The following is an 18,587-nucleotide window of genomic DNA, read 5'->3' as shown; positions in this document are numbered from 1 at the left end:
ACGGATCCCGGGAGCGGGGGCCGTGCCGGATGCGTCCGGCGGCATGCTGGACGGCATGATCGACTGGGCGGAGCTGACCGACGAGATCGCCGCATTCGTGCTGTCCGCGTGCTGCGCCGGATGCGACGCGCCGGGGACGCTACTGTGCGGCGATTGCCGACGTGCGCTGAGCGCCGAGCCGGTGCTGTCCACGTCGCCGAACGGGATGCCGATCACCGCCGCCTTCCCGTTCGAGGGCGTGGGCGCCCGCTGCATCCGACGTGTGAAGGAGGACGGCGAAACGCTTCTCGCCCATCCGCTCGGTGCGGCGCTGGCGGATGCCGCTGCATCGTCGATCTCTGATCACCCTGACGCCCTCCTCGTTCCGGTGCCGACCGGCCGGGCTGCTTTCCGCCGGCGCGGCTACCGCGTGCCGGAACTGCTCATGCGACGGGCGGGACTCGCCCCGACGCGCCTGCTGAGAGCGGTCAGGCGCACGGAGGATCAGCGCGACCTCGACGTCGATGAGCGGCGCAGGAACGTTGCAAGGAGCATGCGGGCACGACACGCCCGGGGCGATGAGGAGGTGCTGATCTTCGACGACGTCGTGACGACCGGATCGACGCTCGACGAGGGCGCGAGAGCACTGCGAGCCGCCGGATTCCGCGTGTGCGGAGCCGTCGCGCTCGCCGCGACACCGCGTCATCGGAAACTCTGAGCGAACACATCGTGACGGAGCCGTGACAAGGAGGGAAACGCGGACTACGGTAGGGGGTCACAAGGCGACCACGGTCCGCCCTTGGCCGGGAGGACCGGGACAAGGAGGCAGCAATGGAAACAAGCATCGTTGGCGTCGGAGTGGGTATCACCGATCGCTTCCGAACCGTTGTCGAAGAGAAGATCGCCCGGGTCCAGCAGTTCGCCGCGAAGGCGCAGCGCCTGGACGTGAAGGTCACGCACCGCGCCTATCGCGGCGGCCGTGTCCCCGACGAGACCGTCGAGCTGACGCTGATCGGCAAGGGGCCCGTGGTCCGCGCCGAAGCCGTCGACGGAGACAAGTTCGTCGCCCTCGACCTCGCCGTCGACAAGCTCGCCGAGCAGCTGCGGCGCGCGAAGGAGAAGCGCGTCGACGGTCGCCAGCATCCGCGCGGCGCGCACTTCGAGAAGGGCAGTGGCTCTCTCGAGGGGATCGACGTCCAGCCGGCATCCGTCGACGTGCTCCAGGCTGTAGCCACCGGCACGGTCCCCGTCCAGGCCGACGAAGAAGAGGAGTACTCGCCCGTCGTCATCCGCACCAAGAACTTCGACGCCGAGTGGATGACGGTCGAGGAGGCCGTCGACCGCATGGAGCTGGTCGGGCACGACTTCTTCCTGTTCGTCGACGCCCGCACCGACCACCCCAGCGTCGTCTATCGCCGCAAGGGTTGGGACTACGGCGTGATCTCGCTGACGACTCAGGCCTCGCCCGAGGCCGCGGAGGCGCTGGCATCCTGACGTGAAGCGAAGGCGAAGGCCCACTCCGAGCGGAGTGGGCCTTCGTGCTGTCGCGGGGGCCGTCAGTCGAAGATGCCGTCGAGGATGCTGCCGATGACGAGGCCGCCCATGATGCCGCCCATGATGTCGCCACCGCCGCCGCGGCGTCCGCCGCCCCAGCCATCGCCGCCCCAGCCGGGAGCCTGCTGCTGCGGGCGGGCGGAGTCGATGTCGCGCTGCGCGAGCTGCAGCGCCTCCGCAGCGAGCTGGGCGACCCGGCGGGATGCCGCCAGCGCCTGCTCGCGCGTCTCCTCGGAGGCGACCATCTCTGGGATGTCGATGCGCAGACGCTCGGCCTCGGCGAACCGCGTTCGCGCGTCGGCGCCGATCCAGCCGCGGTGGCCGGAGATCAGTCCCCTGGCGACTCCGAGCTGACGGTCGGCGTCGTCGAGCGCATGCTGCACCTGGGCGACGCTCGGCAGCGGATTCTGGGCACGGTACTGCGCCTTGGCGATCGCGTCGTCGAGCGCCGTGTTCGCGGTGCGCAGCTGTGTCAGCTCGGCGAACGGATCGCTGCGCGAGCCCGCGGGGGAGAGAGCGTCGAGGGCCTTCTCGAGGTCGGCGACCGCGGACGCCACGGCGGGGACGTTCGGGGCATTCCTGGCCGCGACGATGTCGCCGCGGGAGTCCGCGACGACCTCGGCGAGGGTGGATTCGGCACGCAGGGCCTCGATCTCGAAGTCCTCCACGGCGTCCATGAGGGCGCCTGCCCGCCGCGTCGCCTCCGTGGCGGTCTCGAGGGCGAGATTCGCCTCTTCGTTCTGCCGCGCCGCGCGACGGCGCTCGGAGACGTCGGCGCCGTGGGTGGCGAAGGCGATGAGCTGCTCGGCCTCGTCGGCGGACGCCGCGATCTGATGCATCGCCGACTCGGCGTACCGCGAGGACAGGCGCTCGATCGTCGCGCGGGTCTGCGGGATGCGGGCGCTCAGGGCCTCGGCATCCCGGCGGACCTGCTCGATGATCTGCGGAGCCTGCCGCACGCGGGTCACGGAGTCGGCGAGGGCGCCCGTCTTCTCATCGAGGAGATCCTCCGCCCACTCGCACAGCTGGACGATGCGCGCGTTGCGGGTGCGCAGCTCCTCATCAGTGTCGGGGATCTCGTCGTGGTTGAGCTGGTGCAGCTGGAAGGCTTCGCGGAGGTGCGTCTTCACCGATTCCAGTGCCGCTTTCAGATCCTTCGTGAGGGATGCTCCGAGCTCCGCCTCCGCGAAGGCGAGCTCATCGCCCGCGGTGCGGATCCGCTCGTCGGCCGCGACGAGCGCCTGCTCCGCGCGGCGCGCGAGATCGGCATCCTGGGCCGCCTGAGCGGCCTCCTGCTCACGTTTGCGCTTGCCCCAGAAACCTGCCATGGCTCGATCCTACTTTCCGTACGCCATGCGTGTGCTGTGGATCAGGCGGGTATCGGCCGTCCGATCGGGCGTCCCCGCTTCGGGCGCTCCGCGGTGAGTTCGAGCCCCATCGCGTGGTCGGGATGCCCGGCGAGGCGCTGCTCGGCGTGATCGAGCCAGCGCAGCTCGGCCTCGGCGGCGAAGATCATCGAGTCCGCGACGAGGGACCAGGCGAGCCCCTGAGGGCCCTCGGGGTCGGATCCCGCGTACTCCGCACGTCGCAGGGACTCCAGCTGCTGCATCGAGGCCGTGCGCTGCGCCCGGATGACTCCTGCCACGTCCACGCCGGGCAGGGTGGCGGCGACGGCGAGCTTGATCGCGACCTCGTCGCGCGTGGCCTGCGTTCGCACGACGGGGGAGGAGAGCCACCGTGCCACCTCGGCGGATCCGGCATCCGTGATCTGCCAGTACACGTGGCCCTGAGGGTCGGCTTCGCCGCGCGCGACCAGCCCGTCCCGCTCCAGGCGCTCGAGCGTGTTGTAGATCTGCCCGACGTTCAGTGGCCACGTCGAGCCCGTGCGGCGGTCGAACTCTGCGCGCAGCTGATAGCCGTAGCACGGGCCCTGGTCGAGGATGGCGAGCAGGCTCTGGCGAACGGACACGAGACCTCCCGAAATCATTGCTGAGTAAATACATACAGGGAAACCGGGTGCGATGCCAGATCGCGGGAGCGGCGTGTCCTGTGCAGACGACGTGCAGGTCACGGGCCGGTAACATGGCACAGTATGCCCGGCACCGAAGCCCGATCTGGGTGGCTGGGATCTGACCCAACAGGGAGACTAAAAGTGGCGAATCCTCTTGAGAAGCTGCTGCGCGCGGGCGAAGGCCGCATCCTTCGCCGTCTGAACCAGGTCGTCAAGGCCGTGAACGCCCTCGAGCCGGACTTCGAGAGCCTCACCGACGAAGACCTCGCGAACGAGACGACCGTGCTGCGGGAGCGCTTCGAGAAGGGCGAGACCCTCGACCAGCTCATGCCTGAGGCCTTCGCGGCGGTCCGCGAGGCGGCCAAGCGCACGCTCGGCATGCGCGCATACGACGTGCAGCTCATGGGCGGCGCGGCCCTTCACCTCGGGAACATCGCCGAGATGAAGACCGGTGAGGGCAAGACGCTCGTCGCGACGTTCCCCGCGTATCTGAACGCCATCGCGGGTGAGGGCGTCCACGTCATCACCGTCAACGACTTCCTCGCCTCGTATCAGGCAGAGCTCATGGGCCGCGTGTACCGGGCCCTGGGCATGACCACGGGCATCATCGTTTCGGGGCAGACGCCCGCCGTCCGCCGCGAGCAGTACGCCGCCGACATCACCTACGGCACGAACAACGAGTTCGGCTTCGACTACCTGCGCGACAACATGGCATGGCGCAAGGAGGACCTCGTCCAGCGCGAGCACTTCTACGCGATCGTCGACGAGGTCGACTCCATCCTCATCGACGAGGCCCGCACCCCGCTGATCATCTCGGGTCCGTCCTCCGGCGAGGCCAACCGCTGGTTCACCGAGTTCGCGAAGATCGCCCGGACCCTCGAAGCCGGCGTGGACTACGAGGTCGACGAGAAGAAGCGCACCGTCGGCGTGCTCGAGCCCGGCATCGAGAAGGTCGAGGACTACCTCGGCATCGACAACCTGTACGAGTCGGCCAACACGCCGCTGATCTCGTTCCTGAACAACTCGATCAAGGCGCTCGCCCTGTTCAAGAAGAACACCGACTACGTCGTCATGAACGACGAGGTCATGATCGTCGACGAGCACACGGGCCGCATCCTCGTCGGGCGCCGCTACAACGAGGGCATCCACCAGGCGATCGAGGCCAAGGAGGGCGTTCCGGTCAAGGCCGAGAACCAGACCCTCGCCACGGTCACGCTGCAGAACTACTTCCGCCTGTACGACAAGCTCGCCGGCATGACCGGTACCGCCGAGACCGAGGCGGCCGAGTTCATGTCGACCTACAAGCTCGGCGTCGTGCAGATCCCCACGAACAAGCCGATGATCCGCAAGGACAACCCCGACCTCGTCTACAAGAACGAGACGGCGAAGTTCGCGCAGGTCGTCGAAGACATCGCCGAGCGCCACGAGACCGGCCAGCCCGTGCTCGTCGGAACGGTCAGCGTCGAGAAGAGCGAGTACCTCTCGCGACTGCTGGCGAAGAAGGGCATCAAGCACGAGGTCCTCAACGCCAAGAACCACGCACGCGAGGCCGAGATCGTCGCCCGCGCCGGGCGCCTGGGCGCCGTCACGGTCGCGACGAACATGGCCGGTCGAGGCACCGACATCATGCTCGGCGGAAACGCCGAGTTCCTCGCCGTCCAGGAGCTCAAGGCCAAGGGGCTGGACCCCGCAGAGACTCCGGAGGAGTACGAGGCCGCCTGGGACGAGGCGTACGAGGCCATGAAGGCGGTCGTCGCCGAGGAGAGCGCCAAGGTCGCCGAGGCCGGCGGACTGTATGTGCTCGGCACCGAGCGCCACGAGTCCCGTCGCATCGACAACCAGCTGCGCGGTCGATCCGGCCGTCAGGGCGACCCCGGTGAGAGCCGCTTCTACCTGAGCCTCACCGACGACCTCATGCGGCTGTTCCAGTCCGGTGCGGCCGAGGCGATCCTCGCGCGCACGAACTTCCCGGACGACGTCCCGATCGAGTCCGGCCTCGTCTCGCGCGCGATCCGCAGCGCGCAGTCGCAGGTCGAGTCGCGCAACGCCGAGATGCGCAAGAACGTCCTGAAGTACGACGACGTCCTCAACCGTCAGCGCGAGGCGATCTACGCCGACCGCCGCCAGATCCTGCAGGGCGATGACATCGCCGACCGTGTGCAGCACTTCATCGAGGACGCCATCACCGGAGTCGTCACCGACCACACCGGCGAGGGCCACACCGAGAGCTGGGACTTCGACGCGCTGTGGACGGAGCTGAAGACCCTCTTCCCCGTCAGCGTGACGATCGACGAGGTCGTCGCCGAGGCCGGCGGACGCAAGGGCGGGATCACGACCGACGGACTCACCCGCGAACTGCTCTCCGACGCGAAGATCGCGTACGAGAAGCGCGAAGAGAGCCTGGGTGAGGCAGCCACACGCGAGCTGGAGCGCCGCGTCGTGCTGCAGGTGCTCGACCGCCGCTGGCGCGACCACCTCTACGAGATGGACTACCTGAAGGACGGCATCGGCCTGCGCGCCATGGCCCAGCGCGACCCGCTCATCGAGTACCAGCGCGAGGGCTTCGCGATGTTCCAGTCCATGATGGAACAGATCAAGGAAGAGTCGGTCGGCTACCTCTACAACCTCGAGGTCGAGGTGCGCAGCGCCGCGGACTCCGAGGTCACCCAGGTCGAGGCCAAGGGCCTCGTCACCGGTGGCGGAGAGCAGCGCCTGGAGTACTCCGCGCCCAACGACGCCGGCGAGGTCGAGGTGCGCAACGACCGCGGCCAGGTGCAGAAGTCGACGCCCGAGACGGATGCCGCCCCGGCCCAGGAGAGCGCGCGTGGCGCCTTCGGCCAGCGGGTGGATGCTCCGGCGGCGGCCCCGCAGAACCGCGAGCAGCGCAGGGCGGCCAAGAAGAAGAAGTAGGCGCGTGCGGGTCATTAGACTCGGGTGATGACCCACACGCGCACCTTCGACCAGTCGTCGAAGCTCAAGAACGTCCTGTACGAGATCCGAGGCAAGGTTCCGGCAGAGGCGGCGCGGCTGGAGGCAGAGGGTCACAGCATCCTCAAGCTCAACACGGGCAACCCTGCGATCTTCGGCTTCGAGGCTCCGCACCAGATCGTGCACGACATGCTCGCGGCGCTCCCGACCGCTCACGGCTACAGCGACAGCAGAGGCATCGTCTCGGCGCGTCGTGCGGTCGTGAGCCGCTACGAGGAGATCCCGGACTTCCCGCACTTCGGTCCGGACGACGTCTATCTCGGCAACGGTGTGTCCGAGCTCATCACCATGACCATGCAGGCGCTGCTCGACGAGGGCGACGAAGTTCTGATCCCGGCGCCCGACTACCCGCTGTGGACGGCGATGACGAGCCTTGCCGGCGGAACACCGGTGCACTACGTCTGCGACGAGCAGAACGAGTGGCAGCCCGACCTCGAGGACATCCGCTCCAAGGTCACCCCGCAGACCAAGGCGCTCGTCATCATCAACCCGAACAATCCGACGGGCGCGGTGTACTCGCGCGAGGTGCTCGAGGGTCTCGTGCAGATCGCCCGCGAGAACGAGCTGCTGCTGCTGTCCGACGAGATCTACGACCGCATCCTGTTCGACGATGCCGAGCACATCCCCACGGCCACGCTCGCACCCGATCTGCTGTGCCTCACCTTCAACGGGCTGTCCAAGACCTATCGGGTCGCCGGCTACCGCTCGGGCTGGCTCGTCGTCACCGGCCCCCAGCGGCACGCGAAGGGCTTCATCGAGGGCATCACGCTGCTGGCGTCCACGCGTCTGTGCCCCAACGTGCCCTCGCAGTTCGCCGTCCAGGCGGCCCTCAGCGGAGTGCAGTCGATCGATGCGCTCACCGCCCCCACCGGCCGGCTCCACGAGCAGCGCGACATCGCGTGGGAGGGCCTGGAGTCGATCCCTGGGGTGTCATGCGTCAAGCCTCGTGGCGCGCTGTACGCGTTCCCGCGACTCGATCCGGACGTGCATGCGATCCACGACGACGAGAAGTTCGTCTACGACCTTCTGATCGCCGAGCGGATCCTGCTCGTGCAGGGCACCGGCTTCAACTGGCCGACACCCGATCACTTCCGCGTCGTCACCCTGCCGGAACCGCGCGTGCTCGGCGAGGCCATCGAAAGGCTCGGGAACTTCCTGTCGAGCTATCGGCAGTGACCCCGGCCCGCCGGGCCGGCGGGTCGATGTGCTCGGCCAGCCGGCGCACCGCGGCGACGAGCGCGGAACGCGGTGTGACATCCGCCATGGGCCTCGCGTGCAGCAGCGCGGCATCGGCGGCGCGCTGATCGAAGGGCAGGAACGCGACGTCGGTGATGCCGGCGAAGCGCTCGAGGGCGCGTCGGATCTGCCCACGTGCGTCGATGCCCAGCGGGCCGGGGCGCACCTGATTGGCGACGACGACGATCCGAGCCGTCGGCCCGACCAGTCCGCGCAGCTCCGCGTGATCGCGGAGGAACCGCGAGATCGAGAGGGGATCGGCGGCGGTCACCGCCACGATGGCGTCGGCCTCGCGAAGCGCGGTGGTCGTCGCCGCGTGCCGCCGGGGCCCGGCCAGATCATCCGAGACCTCCTCGTAGGACTCGAACGCGGCTGAGACGTCGACGACCGTGCTCTCCGCCCACTCCCGGCAGACGGCCAGGGCGGCGCTGAGTCGTTCCGCCGAGAGTTCCGGCCACCGGGAAGGGCGGTTGAGGCCGGCGAGCACCTCGACGGTGCCTGCGCTGGTCTCCATCGACACCGAGATGCGATCGAGCTCTGCGGCGTCGAGTCCGCCGAGCCCGGCACGACGGCACGCCGCAGCGATGCCGGGAGCATCATCGCCGAGCCCGAGCAGCAGCGCCAGCGACGGGGCGACGGTGTCGGCGTCGATCAGTGCGCAGCGGCTCGCCGAGCGCGAGAGCTCGAGGGCGAGCTGGATCGCGAGTGTGGACCGCCCAGGAGCCCCGTGCGGACCCCATACGGCCACGATGCGGTGCGGAGCGTTCGGCGCAGGTTCGACGGTCCGCGGTGCTTCGGCGGACAGCGCTGCGGCCACCTGCCAGGCGTCCGCATCCTCGGGGAGCGCTTCGGGGAGGCCGTACCGGCTGAGCAGCCGCGAGTCGCCCATCCCGAGCGTCACGATCCGCACACCGGACTCATCGCACGCCGCGACGAGGTCGCCGGTGAGCGCTGCGCGCGTGGCGGGAAGGACGAGCGCATCAGCCGCCGAGAGGAGGCTGCGGCTGAGATCCACTGGCCGCACCACGCCGATCACCGTGTGCCCGATGCGTTCGAGGTCCTGCGCGAGTGCTGCGGCGCGCGGCTCCTCGACGGCGACGACGACGGCCGTCATGAGCCGGACCCGAGCGGGACGATCGACAGGGCGGCCCCGGCGTTGATGGCGGCGAGCACGTCGGCGACGTCCGCCCTGTCGATGACGAGCTCGACGGCGGCGCTCCGTTCGGCCAGCACTCCGTCGCTCTCGGGGATGGATGCCACGACGACGTCCGCTGCCAGGATGCGCGGCGCGTCGTACTCGCCGTCGTCCTGAAGCGGCGGCGAGTACCAGAGCTCGACCGGTGTCCCGGCCTCGACCCTGGCGGGGATGCCGACGCTGCTCTCGACCACGATGTTCGTCGTGCGGCCGCTCTCTGCATCGCCGGTGGCCGCGGCCGCGAGCAGTTCGCCGTCGGCGACCGTTCGGGCTGCGATCATGCCCGGCTCGAGATCCTGGGGCGCGAGGTAGCCGTCCACGACCGTGCCCAGGCTCACCTCCACGACCTGGAAGTCGCCGGACGCGAGTGCCTCGCCCTGCGTGATCGTGCGATTCGCCTGGAGCACGGGAGTCGTCTCGCGCGCGGACGAGACGATGAGCCAGACGCCGGCGATGGAGAGGATCACGAGGACCAGGCCGATCAGAAACCGGATGTCACCCCAGAACGGCCGTCTGGCGCGTGGATGCGTCGTCATGCGTTCATCGTCACAGAATCATGAGCCGGCGGTCGAAAGTTATCCACAGGACCGCGCCGCATCTCATGACTCCGACCGCAGCGGGACACAATGGAGGCATGGCCGATTCGCCCGCATCTGCTCCTCGCTTCCTCGCGCCCGCGCAGGTGGCCGAGCTGCTCGACATCGATGTCGATGAGGTGATCGCCCTCGTGATGGCCGGGCGCCTGCGCGGTGCTCAGCTCGGCGCCCCGGCGCGATGGCGTGTGGAAGAGGCCAGCGTCTCCGACTATCTCGCTGAGCAGACCGAGGATGCCCGGCGCATGGCCCTGTGGCGCCAGGCCGACGCTGCGAGCTTCCCCGAGGTGTGGGGCCCGCAGCGGCCCTGACCTCCGTCGCATGGATGAGCGTGCCTCGCGCTCACACCGTGGCTGCGGTCGTCCGCACCCACCGCACCGCTGTGAGCGGGACGATGCGGAACGACCGCACGGCACTCGCGAGCCGCGACTCGCCCGCGTCATGAACGGCGAGGTCGAGGTGATCTTCGCCTGCCCGATCTATCGTCCCGTGCACGCGCTCGCCGCCGCCGAGGGCGAGGTGCACGGCCACGCGGCGGCGCGCGAAGTCGCGCAGCAGGAACCCGAGCGTCATTCGGGAGCGCAGTGCGTCGTGAGGCGCCTCGACATCCTCCAGCGTCTCGAGGATCGCGCCGTGGTGCGTCTCGATTCCGCTCAGCGCACCGACCGGGACGATCAGCGCTCCTGCGGTGTCGCGGGAGTGCACGGCGATCCAGTCCGCTCCGACCGCGGCGAGCCGCCCGGAGACCCGGTCTCCCTCTGCGAGATGAACGACCACCGGCGCCCCGCTCCGGTGCAGGACGTTCAGCCGGTCGCGCAGCGTCAGCTTCGAGATCCGCAGACGCTCGGACTCGGCATCCAGCACGGCCCGCTCCGCCTCCCACTCGGCGGCGAGCTGACCCTCGAGGTCTTCGAACAGACGATCCCAGTGCACACGAGAGAGCGTACGGGAGCCGATCGGCCGCATACGAGTTATCCACATCTTGCGCTTCGTGCCCGGCGGGCAGGTGCTCAACCGTGCTGTACTGACTCCCATTGCCGACGGAGAGTGACGACGATGACGCTTCATGAGTACTTCGCACCGCAGCCGACGCCCGCATCCGAGCTGCCGGACCCCGCGCCGCTGCTGCGGAGTCTGACCCAGGGAGTGCTCGAGGTCTTCGCCGGAGTCCGCGAGCTCGATCAGCTCGCACGATGGTTCAGCGAAGAGGCGTTCCGCAGGCTCGGCGCGCGGGCGAACCTCTCCGCCCGGGCGCGCAGCGCCCGCGGCACGGCCCCGGTCCGCCCCGTGTTCGAAGTGCTGTCGATGCGTCAGTCCGCCCCTGCCGACGGCGTCATCGAGGCCGTCGTGATCGTCGCCGGCCCCGGGCGTACGAGGGCGGTCGCCGTGCGCCTGGAGGGCCTCGACAGACGGTGGCGCGCCACGTCGTTCGCCGTGCTCTGATCGGGCCGACAGCTGACTAGTCTGGGAGAGTGTCGACCCTCAGTGACCTCGTCCATGCCCAGGGACTCCTGAACGACGAAGACGTCGAATGGCTCCACCGTCTCGCCGGTGACGGCCAGCTCCTCGCGGACCTCGCATCCGCTGACATCGTGATCTGGATCGCCACAGAGGACGGATCGTTCGTGGCCGTCGCGCACACGAGGCCCAGCGGAGCCGCGACCCTGTTCTACCGCGACATCGTGGGGGAGCGCGTGCGCCCGCAGTGGAAGACGCAGGTGCAGGGCGCGTTCGACTCCGGCGAGATCGTCGATTCGTCTTCACCGGACTGGTTCGAGGAGACGCCGACGCGGGTCCGCGCGGTGCCCATCTTCAGGGCGCGCCGTTCCGACTCGGGCAAGCCGGTCATCGGCGTCGTCACCAGGCACACCAACCTCGGCGAGGCCCGCACACCGTCCAGGCAGCAGATCACCTTCGACGAGTGCGCGAACGACCTCTTCCACATGATCGCGGGCGGCGACTTCCCCGACCTCGCCGCTCCCACCTCACCGCGCCGCGGCGCCCCCCGGGCCTCCGACGGGCTGATCCGCATCGACGTCGACGGCATCACGACGTTCGCGAGCCCCAACGCGCTGTCCGCGTTCAACCGGATGGGCTTCGACGACGAGCTCGAGGGCGAATCGCTCGCCGAGGTCACCACGCGTCTGGTTCCGCCCGGCCGTGAGGTCGACGAATCACTGCCCGTCGTCGTGACCGGTCGCGCCCCGTGGCGCACGGACATCGAGGCGCGCGGAGTGACGGTTTCGCTGCGCGCGATTCCGCTCAAGGACCACGGATCCCGCATCGGCGCGATCATCCTGTGCCGCGACGTCAGCGAACTGCGCCACCAGGAGCAGGAGCTCATCACGAAGGACGCGACGATCCGCGAGATCCACCATCGTGTCAAGAACAACCTGCAGACGGTCGCCTCACTGCTGCGCATCCAGGCACGGCGCACGCACTCCGACGAGGCCCGCGACGCCCTCACACAGGCGATGCGCCGCGTCGACGCGATCGCCGTCGTGCACGACACCCTCGCACAGGGTCTGACGCAGAAGGTCGACTTCGACGAGGTGTTCCACCGGGTCCTCAAGCTCGTCGCCGAGGTCGCGGCCGCCCCGAACACCCGGGCGCGGACGCAGTCCACGGGGCACTTCGGCGTCCTGCCCAGCGAGTATGCGACGCCGCTTGCGCTGGCGCTGACCGAAGTGGTCACGAACGCCGTCGAGCACGGCCTGGCCGGCAAGGAGGGGACCGTCACGATCGACGCCACGCGCACGGACGAGAACCTGCACGTCTCGGTGCGCGACAGCGGCCACGGCCTGCCCGAGGGTCGGGTCGGTCAGGGCCTCGGCACGCAGATCATCCGCACCCTGATCCAGGGGGAGCTGGGTGGCAGCATTGCGTGGCACGGCAGCGAGGGCGAGGGCACGGAGGTGTCCATCGACATCCCGCTGCGCTGGCTGACCAAGTAGTCCCGCGCAGCGGGCGGGCGGTGCTCCGCGTCAGCTGGCGCGGCGCGCGCGGGCAGCGCGGCGCTTGAGGGCGCGGCGCTCGTCTTCGGACAGACCGCCCCAGACGCCGGAGTCCTGGCCGGTCTCGAGTGCGTACTGCAGACAGATCTCGGTCACCGTGCAGGTGGCGCAGACGGCCTTCGCCTTCTCGATCTGGTCGACCGCTGGTCCGGTGTTCCCGACGGGGAAGAACAGCTCGGGGTCGACAGTCAGGCAGGCGGCCTTGTCGCGCCAATCCATGGGGGCTCCTCGGTGTGGATGTACGGTGAGCGTTCGCGGTGCGAAGACTCGATTTCGAGCGACGATATCGGGGGACATCGCTCATCAGTAGTGCGAGCGGATACTCGCCCCACGCCGCTGTGGGAGCACATGACTGTTAACATTGTGTTACAGCGTGGGCATGAAATCAAGGGTTTCCTGCCGGCAACCTGATTTCTGGAGTCACCGTGCGTTCATCTGCCGTCGCCACCGCAGCCGCGGCGGTGCTCGCCCTCGAGGGCGCCGCCCTCCTCGTCTTCGCCGTCGTCGAGCTGTTCGGTCTCGGCAGGGGCGAGGCGGCCTCGCTGCCCACGGCGCTCGCCCTGATCGTCCTCACTCTGATCGGCGCCGCCGCGCTGGTCGCGTTCGCGCTCGGTACGCGGCGGGGGAGGACCTGGGCCCGTTCAGGCGGGATCGTCCTGCAGGTGCTCGCGCTTGCGCTCGCCCTCGCGTCCCTGACGGTCCAGCCCGTGATCTGGGCATTCGTGCTCGGGGTCGGCATCCCCGCGCTCGTCGGTTTCGTGCTGCTGATCGCGGCGACGCGCGCCGGGGCCGGCGCAGAGCGCGCGGCAGAACCTGCGGGTGACGACCAGGAGACCTGATCAGGCGTCGACGCCGAGCAGCTTGCGCAGCCGAGCGACGTGGCCGGTCGCCTTCACGTTGTACAGCGCCGTCGTGATCACGCCCTGCTCGTCGAGCACGAACGTCGAGCGGATGACGCCCTCGACGACCTTGCCGTAGTTCATCTTCTCGCCCCACGCGCCGTAGGCGCTGTGCACCGCGTGGTCGGGGTCGCTGAGCAGCGTGAAGGTGAGCCCGTCGCGTTCGCGGAACTCGGCGAGCTTCGCCGGCTCGTCGCGCGAGATGCCGACGACGCGGTACCCGGCACCCTGAAGCGACCCGATGCTGTCGCGGAAGTCGCACGCCTGCGTCGTGCACCCGGGCGTCATCGCCGCCGGGTAGAAGTACAGGATCGTCCGCTGCCCGTTCAGATCAGCGAGCCGGACGGTCGTGCCGTCCTGGTCGAGGAGCGAGAAGTCGGGGGCGGGGGTTCCGGGTTCCAGGCGCAGGTTCGTCACGCCACCAGCCTACTTGGCGTCCCTGCTGTCGGCCTTGTCGGCGAAGGTCTGCAGCAGGCGCTGCAGCGAGTCGAGGCGGGCGAGCTCTGCGGGGCCGAGCTCGCCCCGTTGTGCAGCCTCGATCAGCGCGCAGTCCGGCGCGTCGACGAGATGCGTGCAGCCGCGCGGGCAGTCCTCGGCGATCGCGGCGAGCTCGGTGAACGCCGCGAGGATGTTCGCCGGGTCGACGTGTCCGAGGCCGAAGGACCGGACGCCGGGGGTGTCGATCACCCAGCCCGTGCCCGCGGCGTTCTCGTAGCGGAGCGACACGGTCGACGACGACGTGTGACGGCCGCGACCGGTGACCTGGTTGACGTGACCTGTGGCGCGTCCGGCCGACGGGACGAGGGCGTTCACGAGCGTGGACTTGCCGACGCCCGAGTGCCCGACGAACACCGTCGAGTGCCCCACCAGTTCGGCGCCGATCGCGTCCGTGGGCATCTCACCGCGTGCGCTCGTGAAGACCCGCAGATCGAGCCCGTCGAAGTGCGACAGGAAGGGTGCCGGGTCGGCGAGGTCGGTCTTCGTCACGACGAGGAGCGGGCGGATGCCGGCATCCAGCGCCGCGACCAGATAGCGATCGACCAGCCGCGGGCGCGGCTCCGGGTCGGCCGCGGCGACCACGATGAGCATCTGGTCGGCATTGGCGACGATGACCCGCTCGACCTGATCGGTGTCGTCGGCGCTGCGGCGCAGCAGCGAGGTGCGCTCGGCGGTTCCGACGATCCGAGCGAGGGTGCCCTCCGCCCCCGAGGTGTCGCCGACGACACGTGCCTGGTCGCCCGTGACGATCGGCGTGCGACGGAGTTCGCGCGCCCTGGTGGTGGTGATGACCCGCTCGTCGGGCCCGCCCTCGTCGACCATGACGCTGTAGCGGCCCCGGTCGACCCCGAGCACGCGGCCGATCTCGGCATCCTCGTGCGCGGGGCGGCGCTTGGTCCGCGGGCGGTTCGCCTTCGGGTTCGGGCGCGTGCGGATGCTGCTCTCGTCGAACTCCTCGTAGTCGTCGTCGAAGTCGTCGGGGCCCAGCCAGCTCACGCGTTCGCGCTCCCCGGCTGCGCGCCTGCGAGCATCCGATCCCACAGCCGGGTGAACTCCGGAAGCGTCTTCGCGGTCGTCCCGATGTCGTCGATGACGACGCCAGGCACGCGCAGGCCGACCAGCGCACCGGTCGTCGCGATCCGGTGATCGTGGTAGGCGGCCCACGCGCCCCCGCGCAGGGGCCGCGGGGTGATGCGCAGCCCGTCGGGGAGCTCCTCGGCCTCGCCGCCGAGCGCTGCGAGGTCCTCGATCAGTGCCGCGATGCGATCGGTCTCGTGCAGGCGGATGTGCCCGATGCCGCGGATCGTCGTCGGGCGGTCCGCGAAGGCGGCCAGGCCCACGATCGTGGGTGTCAGCTCGCTCGCGGCGGACAGGTCGAGGTCGAGGCCTCGGATGCCGTCGCCGGCGCGCACCGTCATGGTGCCGCTGTGCCGGCCGACGTGCGCGCCCATCGCCTGCAGGATGTCGGGGAGCAGGGCACCGGGCTGCGTGGAATGCAACGGCCACCCGGTGACGGACACCTCGCCGCCGGTGATCATCGCCGCCGCGAGGAACGGCGCGGCGTTGGACAGATCGGGTTCGATCGCGATCTCCTTGGCGCGGGGAACGCCGCCCTCGACCAGCCACTCGCCGGGGGCGGGCCGCTCGATGCGGATGCCGCGGCGGCTGAGCGATTCGATCGTCATGTCGATGTGCGGCAGGCTCGGCAGGTGCTCGCCGGTGTGCACCAGGTGCAGCCCCACGTCGAAGCGGGGAGCGGCCAGCAGCAGGCCCGAGACGAACTGGCTCGAAGAGGAGGCATCGATCTCGACCCGTCCGCCGCGGATGCGACCGTGCCCGCGGACGGTGAACGGGAGGGCCCAGGTGCCCTCGTCGTCGATGTCGACGCCGAGGTCGCGCAGCGCCGTGATCATGGCGCCCATCGGCCGATGCAGCGCGCTCTCGTGCGCGGTCAGGTGCACGTCTTCGGCGGCGAGACCTGCAAGCGGGGTGACGAAGCGCATCACCGTTCCCGCCTGGCCGCAGTCGATCGTCGTGCCGCCGCGCAGAGGGCCAGGGGTGACGGCGAGGTCGGGTCCGAACTCGCCGTCACCCTCGACCTCGTCGATCCGGATGCCGAGAGCGCGCAGCGCATCGATCATCCGGCGGGAATCGTCCGAGTGCAGTGGCGCGATCAGGCGCCCTGGACCGTCGGCGATCGCGGCGATCATGAGCTCTCGGTTGGTGAGCGACTTCGACCCGGGGATGGTCAATGTCGCATGCACGGCCCCGGCGGCGGCGGGCGCCTCATACGCGCCCGTTGCGGGTGAAGGGGAATAGGTCGTGTCGCTCATCGGTTCCAACCTTAGTGAATGGCCCCGAGAACCCTGAGAGGAGGGGGAATGATCGCGACGCTGGAACGCGAGGTCGTGGACGTCGTCGGCCTAGACTGGCCGGTGATGGATGACACGACCCCCGCAGACACCCTCGGCGACGCTCAGCGCCAGTTCGAGGAGCAGGCGATCCCCTTCATGGATCAGCTGTACGCCGCAGCGATGCGCATGACGCGCAACCCTGCGGATGCCGCCGATCTCGTGCAGGAGACGTTCGTCAAGGCGTTCGCCTCGTGGTCGTCGTTCACGCAGGGGACGAACCTGAAGGCGTGGCTGTACCGCATCCTCACGAACACGTACATCAACATCTACCGCAAGAAGCAGCGTGAGCCGTTCCAGGGGACGATCGACGAGCTCGAGGACTGGCAGATGGGCGGTGCGGAGTCGACCACGGCGTCGCACAGCCGCTCGGCCGAGGCCGAGGCGATCGATCGGATGCCTGCGTCCGTGGTCAAGGATGCGCTGCAGGAGGTCCCCGAGGATTTCCGTTTGGCTGTGTACCTGGCCGATGTCGAGGGATTCGCCTATCAGGAGATCGCCGACATCATGAAGACCCCCATCGGCACCGTGATGAGCCGTCTGCACCGTGGCAGGCGGATGCTGCGGGAGCTGTTGGCAGATTATGCCGCCGAGCGAGGGATCGCGGCGGCCAGCACGAGGAGCACGAAATGACCGATTGCGGCTGTGAGAAGGCCCGACTCGATCTGGAGGAGTACCTCCGCAACGAGGTCTGCAAGACCGAGCACGCGCAGATACGCGAGCACATCGAGAGCTGCCCGTCCTGCCAGGGTGAGGCGCTCGTCGCCAGTACCCTGACCGAAGTCGTCGCTCGCGCCTGCAAGGAGTCCGCTCCCGAGGAGCTCCGCGACCAGGTCCTCGCCAAGCTGCGCGAAGCCCAGGTCGCCGCTCACTGACGCCGCTCCGGGCGCCTCCCATAGGCTGGGACGATGACCGACGCACGCCAGATCCCCGTCGACCCCGCATCCGCCGAGCGCCTGGCGGGTCAGAACCTCACCTATCGGCTCGTCGACACCGAATCGGATGCCGATGCCGATGCCTTCCTGCGCGCGGACGCGCGCGGCTTCCTCGACGGCGAACCCGAGGCCGATGTCGTCGCGGCCGACCGCGAGGGCATCAAGGACCGCCGCAACATCGGCGTCTTCGAGGCCGAGGCTCCGGTGGGCACCTGGCCGGTCGCCACCATCAACTCCTGGGTCACACCGCTGACGGTGCCCGGCGCAGAGATCGACATGTGGGCCATCAGCTCGGTGACCGTCTCCGGTACTCATCGCAGGCGCGGGATCGCGCGGGCGCTACTCGAGGGAGAACTGCGCGCCGCAGCATCCGCCGGTGTGCCGATCGCCGGGCTCACGGCCTCCGAGGCGACGATCTACGGGCGGTACGGGTTCGCGCCGGCCGTGCCTGTCGCGAAGCTCACCGTCGATACCCGCCGTGCCGGCTGGAACTCTCCCACGCCGGCTGGCCGGCTCGAGTACGTCGACAAGGATGCGCTCAAGACCACTCTCGCCGCAGTCCATGACGTCGAACGCACGCAGCGCGCCGGCCAGATCGCCGGTTGGGAGCGGCGCTGGGGGCGCATGACGGGTGTCGAGCCGGGCAACTCCTCGGCAGCCAAGGTGCGCGGCGTCCGCTACGTCGACGAGAACGGAGACGTGCGCGGCGTGCTGGTGTACACGCTCGAGGACATTCCCGCGGTGTTCCGGTCCGAGATGCGCATCGCACTGCTTTCGGCTGTGACGCCCGACGCGCTGACGGCGCTGTGGGGATTCGCTCTGCAGCACGACCTCGTGGACACGGTCACCGCCGATCTGCGCCCGATCGACGATCCGCTTCCCTGGCTCGTGCGCGATCCGCGCGGCGTCGAGGTGTGTGTGCACGATCACGGTTGGCTGCGGATCCTCGACGTTGCGGCCGTCCTCGAAGCTCGCACCTATCGGGCGCCGCTCGACCTCGCGCTGCGCGTCGACGACGGTCTCGGATTCGCAGCCGGAACATGGCGGCTGACGATCGCAGACGGCCGCGCCGTCGTGAGGCCATCCGACACGGCGGCTCCGGATGCCGTGCTCGACGTCGCGACCCTCTCGGCCCTCTACCTCGGCGGTGTCAGCGCCGCCCAGCTGCGCTCGGCAGGGCGACTGCAGGCGAGCGCAGAGGTCGCGGGACTCATCGACGACGCATTCCGCGCCGTGCAGGCGCCCGTCCTCGGCATCTGGTACTGAGGGCGGAC

The 18,587-nt window shown here is 69.5% G+C and carries 20 protein-coding genes; 11 read left to right on the top strand and 9 right to left on the bottom strand.

Annotation, left to right across the window (positions count from 1 at the left end; translation table 11 throughout):
- Positions 1 to 22: 22 nt before the first annotated feature.
- Both KEC56_RS07265 and hpf read left to right on the top strand, forming a co-directional pair.
- The gene (locus KEC56_RS07265) at positions 23 to 697 is read left to right on the top strand and encodes a ComF family protein (RefSeq protein WP_227530401.1); all 675 of its coding nucleotides are present in this window, start codon (positions 23 to 25) and stop codon (positions 695 to 697) included.
- Between the two features lie 113 nt (positions 698 to 810).
- Entirely contained in the window at positions 811 to 1,473 is a 663-nt protein-coding gene (hpf, locus tag KEC56_RS07260; RefSeq protein ID WP_175985947.1) for a ribosome hibernation-promoting factor, HPF/YfiA family, read from the top strand.
- A gap of 62 nt (positions 1,474 to 1,535) precedes the next feature.
- On the opposite strand, the gene KEC56_RS07255 is transcribed toward hpf, so the two are convergent.
- Positions 1,536 to 2,861, bottom strand: a complete 1,326-nt coding sequence (locus KEC56_RS07255; RefSeq protein WP_227530400.1) for a coiled-coil domain-containing protein — start codon at positions 2,859 to 2,861, stop codon at positions 1,536 to 1,538.
- A gap of 41 nt (positions 2,862 to 2,902) precedes the next feature.
- On the bottom strand, positions 2,903 to 3,502 hold the full coding sequence (locus tag KEC56_RS07250; RefSeq protein ID WP_227530399.1) for a PadR family transcriptional regulator: 600 nt from the start codon (positions 3,500 to 3,502) through the stop codon (positions 2,903 to 2,905).
- Between the two features lie 183 nt (positions 3,503 to 3,685).
- Between KEC56_RS07250 and secA the strand changes: the two genes are divergently transcribed.
- Both secA and KEC56_RS07240 read left to right on the top strand, forming a co-directional pair.
- On the top strand, positions 3,686 to 6,454 hold the full coding sequence (secA, locus tag KEC56_RS07245; protein WP_175985950.1) for a preprotein translocase subunit SecA: 2,769 nt from the start codon (positions 3,686 to 3,688) through the stop codon (positions 6,452 to 6,454).
- Between the two features lie 27 nt (positions 6,455 to 6,481).
- Positions 6,482 to 7,708, top strand: a complete 1,227-nt coding sequence (locus KEC56_RS07240; RefSeq protein ID WP_227530398.1) for a pyridoxal phosphate-dependent aminotransferase — start codon at positions 6,482 to 6,484, stop codon at positions 7,706 to 7,708.
- Here KEC56_RS07240 and KEC56_RS07235 read toward each other — a convergent pair.
- Both KEC56_RS07235 and KEC56_RS07230 read right to left on the bottom strand, forming a co-directional pair.
- A complete protein-coding gene (locus KEC56_RS07235) occupies positions 7,632 to 8,882 on the bottom strand; it encodes a CpaE/TadZ family protein (protein WP_227530397.1) in 1,251 nt (416 codons plus the stop codon). The genes KEC56_RS07240 and KEC56_RS07235 overlap by 77 nt on opposite strands.
- On the bottom strand, positions 8,879 to 9,499 hold the full coding sequence (locus KEC56_RS07230; protein WP_175985953.1) for an SAF domain-containing protein: 621 nt from the start codon (positions 9,497 to 9,499) through the stop codon (positions 8,879 to 8,881). Before KEC56_RS07230 ends, KEC56_RS07235 begins: the two co-directional genes overlap by 4 nt.
- Before the next feature lie 98 nt (positions 9,500 to 9,597).
- On the opposite strand from KEC56_RS07230, the gene KEC56_RS07225 reads away from it, so the two are divergent.
- Positions 9,598 to 9,867 carry a helix-turn-helix domain-containing protein gene (locus KEC56_RS07225; RefSeq protein WP_175985954.1) on the top strand — a complete coding sequence of 90 codons (270 nt, stop codon included), beginning with the start codon at positions 9,598 to 9,600 and terminating at the stop codon, positions 9,865 to 9,867.
- Between the two features lie 31 nt (positions 9,868 to 9,898).
- Here KEC56_RS07225 and KEC56_RS07220 read toward each other — a convergent pair whose 3' ends face one another.
- Complete coding sequence (locus KEC56_RS07220; RefSeq protein WP_175985955.1) at positions 9,899 to 10,489, bottom strand: hypothetical protein; 591 nt, start codon at positions 10,487 to 10,489, stop codon at positions 9,899 to 9,901.
- A 123-nt stretch (positions 10,490 to 10,612) separates the two neighbouring features.
- Here KEC56_RS07220 and KEC56_RS07215 point away from each other — a divergent pair, with 123 nt between their 5' ends.
- Both KEC56_RS07215 and KEC56_RS07210 read left to right on the top strand, forming a co-directional pair.
- Positions 10,613 to 10,999 (top strand): Rv3235 family protein, encoded by a 387-nt coding sequence (locus KEC56_RS07215; protein ID WP_175985956.1) that lies wholly within the window; start codon positions 10,613 to 10,615, stop codon positions 10,997 to 10,999.
- Positions 11,000 to 11,028: 29 nt separating this feature from the next.
- Complete coding sequence (locus KEC56_RS07210) at positions 11,029 to 12,510, top strand: sensor histidine kinase (RefSeq protein WP_175985957.1); 1,482 nt, start codon at positions 11,029 to 11,031, stop codon at positions 12,508 to 12,510.
- 30 nt (positions 12,511 to 12,540) lie between these two features.
- On the opposite strand, the gene KEC56_RS07205 is transcribed toward KEC56_RS07210, so the two are convergent.
- A complete protein-coding gene (locus tag KEC56_RS07205; RefSeq protein WP_172990412.1) occupies positions 12,541 to 12,789 on the bottom strand; it encodes a WhiB family transcriptional regulator in 249 nt (82 codons plus the stop codon).
- 206 nt (positions 12,790 to 12,995) lie between these two features.
- Between KEC56_RS07205 and KEC56_RS07200 the strand changes: the two genes are divergently transcribed.
- On the top strand, positions 12,996 to 13,409 hold the full coding sequence (locus KEC56_RS07200) for a hypothetical protein (protein WP_227530395.1): 414 nt from the start codon (positions 12,996 to 12,998) through the stop codon (positions 13,407 to 13,409).
- Here KEC56_RS07200 and bcp read toward each other — a convergent pair whose 3' ends face one another.
- Genes bcp through aroA form a run of 3 tightly spaced genes read right to left on the bottom strand, consistent with a single transcriptional unit; the run spans position 13,410 to position 16,300 of the window.
- Positions 13,410 to 13,886: a thioredoxin-dependent thiol peroxidase gene (gene bcp, locus KEC56_RS07195; RefSeq protein ID WP_227530394.1), complete on the bottom strand. Its 477-nt coding sequence runs from the start codon at positions 13,884 to 13,886 to the stop codon at positions 13,410 to 13,412.
- Positions 13,887 to 13,895: 9 nt separating this feature from the next.
- Entirely contained in the window at positions 13,896 to 14,963 is a 1,068-nt protein-coding gene (rsgA, locus tag KEC56_RS07190) for a ribosome small subunit-dependent GTPase A (RefSeq protein ID WP_227530393.1), read from the bottom strand.
- On the bottom strand, positions 14,960 to 16,300 hold the full coding sequence (gene aroA, locus KEC56_RS07185) for a 3-phosphoshikimate 1-carboxyvinyltransferase (protein WP_227530392.1): 1,341 nt from the start codon (positions 16,298 to 16,300) through the stop codon (positions 14,960 to 14,962). The genes rsgA and aroA overlap by 4 nt, the downstream gene beginning before the upstream one ends.
- 48 nt (positions 16,301 to 16,348) lie before the next feature.
- Between aroA and KEC56_RS07180 the strand changes: the two genes are divergently transcribed.
- Genes KEC56_RS07180 through KEC56_RS07170 form a run of 3 tightly spaced genes read left to right on the top strand, consistent with a single transcriptional unit; the run spans position 16,349 to position 18,579 of the window.
- Positions 16,349 to 17,011, top strand: coding sequence for a sigma-70 family RNA polymerase sigma factor (locus KEC56_RS07180; protein WP_372456250.1), 663 nt, complete (start codon positions 16,349 to 16,351; stop codon positions 17,009 to 17,011).
- Positions 17,008 to 17,253: a zf-HC2 domain-containing protein gene (locus KEC56_RS07175; protein WP_227530391.1), complete on the top strand. Its 246-nt coding sequence runs from the start codon at positions 17,008 to 17,010 to the stop codon at positions 17,251 to 17,253. The genes KEC56_RS07180 and KEC56_RS07175 overlap by 4 nt, the downstream gene beginning before the upstream one ends.
- Positions 17,254 to 17,286: 33 nt before the next feature.
- Positions 17,287 to 18,579 (top strand): GNAT family N-acetyltransferase, encoded by a 1,293-nt coding sequence (locus KEC56_RS07170; protein ID WP_175985963.1) that lies wholly within the window; start codon positions 17,287 to 17,289, stop codon positions 18,577 to 18,579.
- Positions 18,580 to 18,587 lie beyond the last annotated feature (8 nt).

Origin of the sequence: Microbacterium tenebrionis (genome assembly GCF_020682665.1) — a bacterium.
Classification (GTDB): domain Bacteria; phylum Actinomycetota; class Actinomycetes; order Actinomycetales; family Microbacteriaceae; genus Microbacterium; species Microbacterium tenebrionis.
This window is presented reverse-complemented; position numbering and strand designations above follow the sequence as displayed.